The organism is Bacillus sp. JJ1566, assembly GCF_036962685.1.
In the GTDB taxonomy this organism is placed as follows: domain Bacteria; phylum Bacillota; class Bacilli; order Bacillales; family Bacillaceae_L; genus Ferdinandcohnia.
The window spans coordinates 1240-1479 of the sequence record NZ_JBALOP010000093.1; the positions used below are offsets into that span (position 1 = coordinate 1240).

General features: G+C 39.2%; 1 protein-coding gene. It reads left to right on the forward strand.

The window, feature by feature from the left end; translation table 11 throughout:
- Nucleotides 1-240 (forward strand): transposase (locus V7112_RS23660; RefSeq protein ID WP_335424415.1); only part of this gene is annotated, 240 nt, incomplete at both ends.

Below are 240 nucleotides of genomic sequence, written 5' to 3' on the forward strand. Positions count from 1 at the left end.
GGCCACAAAGAATCGAATCACAAAACGAGGATCTAGCAGACTTCGACATGCCTTATATATGGCAGTTCGTTGTGCCATTCGTGATTGTCGTAAGAAGAAAACGACTGATGAAATCATCCCCCGCAATAAAAAAATGAGGGAGTTTTATGACAGGAAACGTGCTGAAGGAAAGCCTTTTAAAGTAGCTATGATTGCTTGTGTTAATAAGCTCTTACATTGGATTTTTGCCATGTTAAAAAG